Annotated in this window: 8 protein-coding genes and 1 pseudogene; all 9 read right to left on the reverse strand. The window is 39.4% G+C overall.

All coding sequences use genetic code 11. The features are described 5' to 3' along the window. Positions 1–74 precede the first annotated feature (74 nt). Positions 75–752: a YggS family pyridoxal phosphate-dependent enzyme gene (locus tag QZ413_RS08640; RefSeq protein WP_297079308.1), complete on the reverse strand. Its 678-nt coding sequence runs from the start codon at positions 750–752 to the stop codon at positions 75–77. 15 nt (positions 753–767) lie between these two features. Further along, the gene (ftsZ, locus tag QZ413_RS08645) at positions 768–2,009 is read right to left on the reverse strand and encodes a cell division protein FtsZ (protein ID WP_297079310.1); all 1,242 of its coding nucleotides are present in this window, start codon (positions 2,007–2,009) and stop codon (positions 768–770) included. A gap of 24 nt (positions 2,010–2,033) precedes the next feature. After that, complete coding sequence (ftsA, locus tag QZ413_RS08650) at positions 2,034–3,368, reverse strand: cell division protein FtsA (protein WP_297079312.1); 1,335 nt, start codon at positions 3,366–3,368, stop codon at positions 2,034–2,036. 162 nt (positions 3,369–3,530) lie between these two features. After that, positions 3,531–4,541, reverse strand: a complete 1,011-nt coding sequence (locus tag QZ413_RS08655; RefSeq protein WP_297079314.1) for a cell division protein FtsQ/DivIB — start codon at positions 4,539–4,541, stop codon at positions 3,531–3,533. Positions 4,542–4,552: 11 nt separating this feature from the next. Next, positions 4,553–5,647, reverse strand: coding sequence for an undecaprenyldiphospho-muramoylpentapeptide beta-N-acetylglucosaminyltransferase (gene murG / locus QZ413_RS08660; protein WP_297079315.1), 1,095 nt, complete (start codon positions 5,645–5,647; stop codon positions 4,553–4,555). 8 nt (positions 5,648–5,655) lie between these two features. Then, entirely contained in the window at positions 5,656–7,026 is a 1,371-nt protein-coding gene (gene murD / locus QZ413_RS08665; protein WP_297079317.1) for a UDP-N-acetylmuramoyl-L-alanine--D-glutamate ligase, read from the reverse strand. A 12-nt stretch (positions 7,027–7,038) separates the two neighbouring features. After that, a complete protein-coding gene (mraY, locus tag QZ413_RS08670; protein ID WP_297079319.1) occupies positions 7,039–8,001 on the reverse strand; it encodes a phospho-N-acetylmuramoyl-pentapeptide-transferase in 963 nt (320 codons plus the stop codon). Between the two features lie 20 nt (positions 8,002–8,021). Beyond that, positions 8,022–8,435, reverse strand: a complete 414-nt coding sequence (locus QZ413_RS08675) for a PASTA domain-containing protein (RefSeq protein WP_297079321.1) — start codon at positions 8,433–8,435, stop codon at positions 8,022–8,024. Positions 8,436–8,498: 63 nt separating this feature from the next. Next, positions 8,499–9,215, reverse strand: a pseudogene (locus QZ413_RS08680) (penicillin-binding transpeptidase domain-containing protein); the annotation flags it as partial. Positions 9,216–9,229: the final 14 nt, after the last annotated feature.

The raw sequence follows: 9,229 nt of genomic DNA on the forward strand, positions 1-9,229 counted from the left end.
CATCTGGCATACTATCATTCAACCCAAAAAAATTCGAAATACTATCTTTTAATGACATGCTCAGTCCTCCTTTCTTACGCTTTAAACAAAGCCGTCCCAACACGGATAAACGTAGCGCCTTCTTCAATAGCGATAGGGTAGTCATTACTCATCCCCATACTAAGTTCTACACAAGGTGCATAAGAAAGTTCTTGTGCCGCAATTTGTTCTTGCATTTGTTTTAATTGATGAAACAATTCATGGAGTTGTTCAACAGTCGCATCGATTGGTGCCATCATCATCAGTCCTACGATCTGAATCCGATCGTACACAGCCAACTGTGCAATAAAGTCTGGTACCTCTTCTAATGAGATCCCTTGTTTACTGGCCTCTTTTGCCACATTGACTTCGACAAAACAAGCAATCGTATGTTCCGCACGCTTTTGAATTTCAGCTGCTAATCGCAAACTGTCTAACGCGTGAAAATAGTCGATTTCATTAATGACTTGTTTGACCTTACGTCGTTGTAAGTTCCCGATGAAATGCCAAGATAACGGCTGCTCTCGAGCCTCTACTGATGCTTTTTTCGCTAAAAAAGCATCGACGCGATTTTCACCACAATGCGTAATCCCTGCATCAATGATCGCTTGTGTAGCTCTTGCATCACTGGCCTTCGTTACGGCAATCAATTGCACACTGTTACGTTGGCGTGAAGCAAGAGCACAAGAATCCTGGATTTCTTGCTCCACTTGTCGCAAGTTTTCAGAAATCATGTGCTCAGCCTCCTCTTATCGTTTACGACGGAAAAATGGTGGCGTATTTAGTTCGTCATCATTTCCGGCTTGTTCTTCACGATGGAATGTATCAAAGTCTTTTTTCTCAATTGAATCAAATTGAGGTTCCTCTGTTTTTTGGCGCACAGTTTGTTCTTTACGAATATCCCAATTTCCAAACGCATTTGTTTCTTCTTCAGTTGGTGTTGGTTGTGCTTGATCCATTTCTAACACAGGTTTAGTCGGTGTTGTTTGGATCTGACTCGCTCTTTGTGTACGAGCAGATCTAACGTCCTTTTTTGTTGGATCGATTCCTGTAGCAATAACTGTTACACGAATTTCATCGCCCAATTCTTCATTGATTGATGTACCTAAAATGATATTTACATCACCACTTGCAGCACTCGCTACGATATCAGAAGCATCTTGTGCTTCAAATAACGTCATGTCCATACCACCTGTGATATTTAATAGCACTTGTTCTGCTCCATCGATTGATGTTTCTAATAATGGAGATGAGATGGCTTTTTTCGTTGCTTCTACAACACGTTCTTCACCTGTTGCTACACCGATACCCATTAAAGCAGTTCCTTGGTTTTCCATAACTGTCTTCACGTCAGCGAAGTCCAAGTTTACGTAACCAGGTGCTGTAATTAAATCAGAGATCCCTTGTACCCCTTGACGTAATACGTTATCAGCTTCACGGAAAGCTTCTAACATTGGTGTCTTTTTGTCGACTACTTCTAATAAACGATTGTTTGAAATGATTAATAGTGTATCGACATTTTCTTTTAATTTTGCAATTCCTTCAGCTGCAAAACGACCACGTTTTGGTCCTTCAAAAGTAAACGGACGTGTAACCACACCGACAGTTAATGCACCTAGTTCTTTTGCAATACTTGCAACGATTGGAGCTGCACCAGTACCTGTTCCGCCACCCATTCCAGCAGTAATGAAGACCATATCTGCGCCTTCTAGAGATTCACGAATCAATTGTTCGCTTTCTTCAGCAGCTTTTTCGCCTACTTCAGGTTGAGAACCGGCACCCAAACCGCGAGTGTATTTAGGTCCTAATTGGATAACCGTTTCTGCTTTTGAATTTTTTAATGCTTGAACGTCAGTATTTACGGTGATGAATTCAACACCTTTAACGTTTTCTTCGATCATACGGTTTACTGCGTTACCACCACCGCCACCGACTCCGATGACTTTGATTACAGCGCCTTCGTTGATATTGTTATCAATTGAAAATTCCATAAGTGTTTATTCCTCCTACGTTTACTAATCAAAAATATTTGAAAAGAATCCTTTTACTTTATCGGTAATGCTTTCGTTATCTTGTTTTGATTCTTCTACATCTTGATACACGGGTGTTTCTTTTGGTTCTTCTTGTTTTGGTGTTTCTTTTACCGGCGTTTCTTTTACTGCCGCTTTAACCGTTTTGGTTAATTTTTCACCTGTTACAGCGGCATTCGCTGCACGATAAACGTCACCTAAGTTTGCTGCATAGTCGACTAAACTGATGACATTGGTAAAGACTGGATTACGAAGTCCCATATGATTTGGCACATACAATTTAACCGTTGTATCAAAGATCTCTTGTGCAAGATCTACGACTCCTGGTAAGCTTGCCGCACCACCAGTTAACACTACGCCACCTGGTAATTCAAATGCTTCGACTTCGTTTAATACGTCCTTAGCTTTTGTAAAGATTTGCTCCATACGTGCTTCGATAATTTCAGATAAATAGCGCTCATCGACTTTGATTGGTTCATCTTTACCAATCACATCGACTGGAAATTCTTCTGCAGCTGATGTCCGTTCTGGATATGCATCTCCATAATTGATTTTCAGTGCTTCTGCATTGTTAAACGATGTATTCAAAACAGTAGAGATATCTTTTGTGACAAATTCGCCACCTTCTTGATTCACATCTGTAAATTTCAATTGTTTATCATGCATCACCGCAACGGTCGTTTGACCCCCACCTAGATCCATTACGATCGTACCAAAATCTTTTTCCCCATCAGATAAGATCGTTTCTGTAAGTGCAAGTGGTGTGATAATCACTTCATCAATCATTAGGCCAGCTTTTTCGACACATTTTTTCACATTGTGTACGATTGTTTTTGGTCCAGTGTAGATCAAGCCAAACATCTCTAGACGAACACCGATCATGCCACGTGGATCTTTAATTCCTTCAAAACCATCAACTGTAAATTCTTGAGGAATGATTGCAACGATTTGACGTTCTGGTGGTACAGAACGCACCATTGCAGCTGAAGCGACATTTTTCACGTCTTCTTCGGTGATTTCTTTTGATTCACTATTGACTGCGATCATCCCTTGACAATTTTCTACTTCTAGTAGATTTGCTGGTAACCCAACGCTAACGCTACGTACTTGAATCCCAGCTTTTTCCTCAGCTTGTTTTACTGCTCGTTGAATCGCGTTGACTGTTTTTTCAATATCTACGACGATTCCTCGATTGATTCCTTCTGATTTGGCGTTCCCTACGCCAATGATATTCATTTGGTTGTCGACATACTCTGCAACTACAACTTTTACTGATGTCGTTCCAATATCTAAGCCCACATAAATCCCTGATTTTGCCATGGATGGAATTCCCTCCTAATTTGTTTCCTAATCGATTTGAATGAAACGTCTTCTATAAATTTAGCATTCTCTTTTCATTTCTACCAATTTTACCATACCTTAGTAAGAATGATAAAGATGTAAGAATAAATTAATCACTAAATTTAATATAAACCTCTTGAATTATTGCGGATTTGTTACAGTTTCACTTGAACTTGGTGTTTTTTCTTCACTTGAACTTGGTATTTTTTCACTTGAACTAGATAATTGTTCACTTGTATTGGTTTCACTTGTCGCATTTTCTTCATCCGTTGTACTTTCGCTACCATATGGTGTGTAGAAGATCCCCACTTCCATATCGATGATCCCTTTATCTGGTAAATCTTTTGCCACTTTTGGATAATAGGCCATTTGTTTTGCTAGATTTTCACTATTGACGATGACTGTATTGCCATCTTTCATCATCAAACGCAACAATGAATCATTTGCTTTTGTTGGTGTCGCGTTGATCTGAGAAATCGCTGATTGGATATCGGCAGGTAGACTTTCATAGGCTTTGATCGTTTGCACGATTGCTTGATCTTTCTTGAAATCTTCCAAGATCACAAAACCATTCGTCGGCTTTTTGGTTCCTGACGTTAACGTCTTTCCATTTTCTAAAATAGGATAATAAAGCTTTCCTTTTGATAATTGAGCGATTTGATCATATTCGGTGATCTTGATCGCTAGTTCATTGATACTCTTTGGTACGATGCTCACACTTTTTACCCGTACATTTTCTTTTTTGATCGCGTTGATCGCATTGGCACGTTTAAAGTATTGTGTTAAGAAATCTTGATCGTATTGTAAATGAGAATCCTTGATGATTTTAGAAGATTCAATCGTTTGATTTCCACTAACAACAACACTGGCCAAGCGACTAAAAGGCGAGATATAATACATGCTGATCAAAAGCGGGATCAGCAACACTCCTACGATCAAGCTTAACCGACGCCATAGTTTTTTACGTTGATACTTTTTAAACTGAGGTAGCGTATCGGTAAAAGAAGGATGCTCATTCTTTTTAGCTGTCGATTTTTTTTCGGCCTCTTGTTTTTCTAAATCGACTTTGGTCGGGTTAGCGGTTTGTTTTGTTTCATCATTTTGATTTGATAATTTATTTTCTTTTGAATTCATGTCACTTTTCTTTGTCATCTTGTCGCTCCTTATTTCACTAATTTTTGGACAAGATCATAAAGGCGGCTTGATGCATCCGGAATCCCTTGAGTTTTCGATGCCTGTTTCATACGCTCACGTTTGGCTTCATCTAGCATGATCGCATCGACGGCAGCTACTAAATTCGCCCCATCTAGATCAGCATCGGCAATCATCGTAACCGCTCCTGCTTTTACTAGACTTTGCGCATTTTTCGTTTGATGATCGTTTGTCACATAAGGACTTGGAATCAAAATAGCAGGTAATCCTAAAGCGGTAAACTCCGCAATCGACGTTGCCCCTGCACGACCAATCAAAAGATCACTATTGGCCATAACGTCTGCCATCTGATTAATATAAGGCTGAATGCTGATATTTTTAAAGCCGTCTTTTGCCATTCCGATCTGTTCTTCGATTTCTTCATAATAGCGTTCACCAGAAGCATATAAAAGTTGATACTCTTTTTTAGCAAATTCAGGTAAAGCAGCTAATACTGCTTGATTGATTTTTAAAGCGCCTTGACTCCCGCCAAAAATCAACACTGTCTTTTTGGTAGGATCTAAGCGGTATTCTGCTAAAATCTCAGAAGGCTTTGCTCCTGCTACTTCTTGAGCACGAGGGTTTCCCACAAGTACCGTTTTTTGTTTTGGAAAATAAGCTTTGGCATCTTCAAAAGCAACGGCAACTTGATCGACGTAACGTGCTAAAAATTTATTGGTCATTCCTGGCACACTATTTTGTTCGTGAACGATCGTGGGGATATTTAATTTAGCAGCTGCATATACGACCGCTCCTGAAACATACCCTCCCGTTCCAATCACCACATCCGGTTTAAATTCTGATAAGATTGCTTTTGCTTGACGAATACTTTTTAAAAATAACTGGATAGTCTTTACATTATCCATTGATAGACTACGTTTGAATCCTTGGATTTCAAGTGTTTTAAATGGAATATCCATTTGTGGAACAATTTTGTTTTCCAATCCTCTAGTCGCTCCTACATACATAAAAGAAGCAGTTGGATCGATGGATTGGACGTATTTGACAAAGGCTAAGGCTGGATAAATGTGTCCACCTGTTCCTCCTCCTGTTACTAAAATTTTCATAGTCGATTCTATCCTTCTATTAGTTTTTGCTGTTCTACTGCGGCGATAAAGCGATCGCCTCGTACTTCAAAATTAGGGTATTGATCCCAACTAGCATTAGCGGGCGATAACAAGATCGTATCGTTTTGATCGGCTAACTCAAACGCTAATGGGACTGCTGTTTCTACATTTTCTGAAACTTCGATGATCTTAATTCCAGCTTTTTTAGCTGCCTCACTCAATTTATGTTTGGTTTCACCAAACACGATCATGGCTTTGATCCCAACCAAACTAGGAATAAGTTCATCAAATGAATTTCCACGATCTAAGCCACCAGCTAATAAAATCAAGTGTTCATTATCAAAACCACCCAAAGCCATTTTCGTTGCCAAAATATTCGTGGCTTTAGAATCGTTATAAACACGAACGCCCTTAACCTCTCCTAAATACTGCGTGCGGTGTTTCACTCCAGAAAAATGACGCAATGCTTGAACGATGTCAGGTGTATCGATTTTTTGCAATTTGGCTACTGCAATCGCTGCTAGCGCATTTTCGACATTATGCGCACCAGGCACACCTAAATCAGCTACTGGCATAATCGCTTCATCTAGATAATAAATGTGATCGTTTTTCACATAGACACCTGCTACTTCACTGGTGGTACTAAACGGAACGACTCTAGCGTGTGTTCGTTCAGCTAGTTGTCTCAGTTCTTCTTGATTAAAATTTAACACGAGGTAATCGCTTGTGGTCATATTTTTTTGCAGTTCCCATTTGGCTTTCACATACTCTTCACGCGTGCCATGATAATCTAAGTGTGCTTCGTACAAGTTGGTCACGACCGCGATATGAGGATGGAAATCTGTGATCCCCATTAATTGGAAACTAGATAGCTCCATTACTAAACAATCCTCTTTTGTCACTTCTTGCGCAACTTCACTAGCTGGAAACCCAATATTACCAGATAGGCGGGCTACACCTTTTGTCATTCCCGCATTTAAACAATCTCCAATCATCGTCGTCGTCGTCGTTTTTCCATTGGTTCCAGTAATTCCAATAATTGGTGCTTCAGAAATCTCATAGGCTAATTCGACTTCTGTAATAATTGGAATATTACGCTCTTGCGCGCGTTTAATAAATGGATGTGTATAGGGAATCCCTGGATTTTTAACGATCAACGCAAACTCTTCATCTAATAATTCTAAGGGATGACTGCCCGTGATCACTTTGATTCCTTCTGTTAATAGATCTTGTGCTTGCGGATTTTCATCAAAAGGTTTTCCGTCGTTAACGGTAACAAGTGCGCCCAAATTATGTAATAATTTGGCCGCACTAAATCCGCTTTTTGCTAGTCCGAATACGAGGACTTTTTTATTTTGATATGTTGTGATTCGATTCATCTTCTCTCACTCCTATAATACGATCCATAATGTCAATGCCGAACAGATCAACCCAATCAACCAAAACACGATATTGATTTTCCACTCTGACCAGCCACTCATTTCAAAATGGTGATGGATCGGTGACATTTTAAAAATACGTTTTCCAGTTAATTTAAAGGAAGCCACTTGCAACATGACACTTGCCGTTTCACATACATAAACTAGACCGACTAATAATAACGTCCATTCCTGATGTAATAATATCGAAATCGTTGCCAATAAGCCACCTAAAGCTAACGAGCCTACATCTCCCATGAAGATTTTAGCCGGTTTATGATTGTAAAAGAAAAATCCAACTAAACCACCTACGACACTTAAACAGACGATCAAGATCGCGTATTGTGCCTGAGCATAAGCAATAATCCCATACGTCGCAAATGAAATCGTTCCTAGTCCAGAAACAAGTCCATCGATTCCATCTGTCAGATTGACTGCATTTGAAAAGCCTACTAACCAAATTACAACAAACAATCCAAAGGCGTAAGATAATGGGACATCATAACCAAATACGTTGACAGTATTGATATTCCCATCCGTTAAATACACAAGGTAAAAAACGATTGCACCAATAATTTGTCCAATCAATTTTTGGAGCGAATTTAAGCCCATGTTTCGCTTTTTAAAAATTTTGATAAAATCATCTAAAAATCCAATCAATCCATATAGCGCTAAAATAAATAAGAGGATAAACAAACTTGGTGTCGCCTGTTTTTGCCAGATTCCGACCCAAAGGCTAGTAAATATGATCGCAATTAAAAATACGACTCCTCCCATTGTGGGTGTTCCGGATTTAACTTGATGCCATTTTGGCCCTTCGTCACGAATCTCTTGTCCATATTTTTTCATTTGAAAATAGCCGATGAATAGTGGCATAAAGGCAATCGTAATGCCAAAACTACTGGCAATTGGTAGTAACATTTCTTCCCAATTCATGTGTTCTCGCTCCTATAGGTTTACTCATTACTTGCTAGAGTAATGGTGATCTTGTCATTTTTTTGTACTTCTTGATATGCTTCGATACTTTGATTTGTTACAAATCCATCTCCATTAAACTCAACATCTAAGTCAAGTAGTGAAGCAAGACTCACAACATCAGCTTTTGACCATCCTGTTAAATCAGGTAAGACACGTGTTTCGCTATCGGTTAATAAAATCAACCGTTCGCCAGCTAGTACTTTACTTCCAGTTGGAATCGATTGTTTCGCCACTTTTGATCCAGTGCCGACAACGATTGGCTCTAAGCCCATTTTTTGTGCCGATGCTGCCGCTTGATCTGTATCAAAATTGCGGTAATCTTCAACCGTTACTTTTTCGATTTCGGAACTGGCAGCTTTTGTTGGTTCATCGTTGCTTGAAGACAAATCCATTGCCCGTTTCAAAATCGCATTGGTAATATCAGACAAGGCATTGTAATCATAATCTTTTGGTTTTTTGATTGTTAGATAGAAGATATATTCAGGATTTTCTGAAGGCACCATTGAAACCGCCGAATAAATATAATCAGTTCCACCAAATAAATATTTCCCATCTTCAACAATTTGAGCCGTTCCGGTTTTTACACTAACGTTATACCCTGGTACAACATATTTCCCATAGGCGATTCCATAGTCTTTATTTTCAGTCGTATCGCGCATATATTGACGCGTCAATTCCGCGCTCTCAGCAGTTACTGGGTTTCCAACAATTTCTTTTGACATCACTGTTTCTTTATTCGTATTTGGATCCACCAATTTTGTAATAAACTGCGGTTTAACCATGACGCCATCATTGGCAATAGCTGTAAATGCTTGCATCATTTGAAAATTCGTTACCGCAATCCCTTGACCAAATGCACTCATTGCTCGGTCTACGATATTATCTGCTGGTAATTCTCCACTGACTTCCCCATTTAAGCCAGAATAGGTACTACGGCCAAAACCAAATTTTTTCAAGTACTATTGCCATGCATCTGGCATTTTTTCTTCTAGAATGACCATTCCTTTATTGCTTGACCAAGAAAGAGCCTGACGCATCGTCAATAGTCCTTTTTCACCATGATCCCAGTCATCGATTGGTGTATCGGCAACTTGGATTTTTCCACCTTGATAGGTTTCATTTGGGTTATACACCCCTTCAGTCATGCCAGCAGCTGTTGTTAAGATTTTCATCGTTGAACCTGGTT

This window comes from uncultured Enterococcus sp., from assembly GCF_913775425.1.
In the GTDB taxonomy this organism is placed as follows: domain Bacteria; phylum Bacillota; class Bacilli; order Lactobacillales; family Enterococcaceae; genus Enterococcus_G.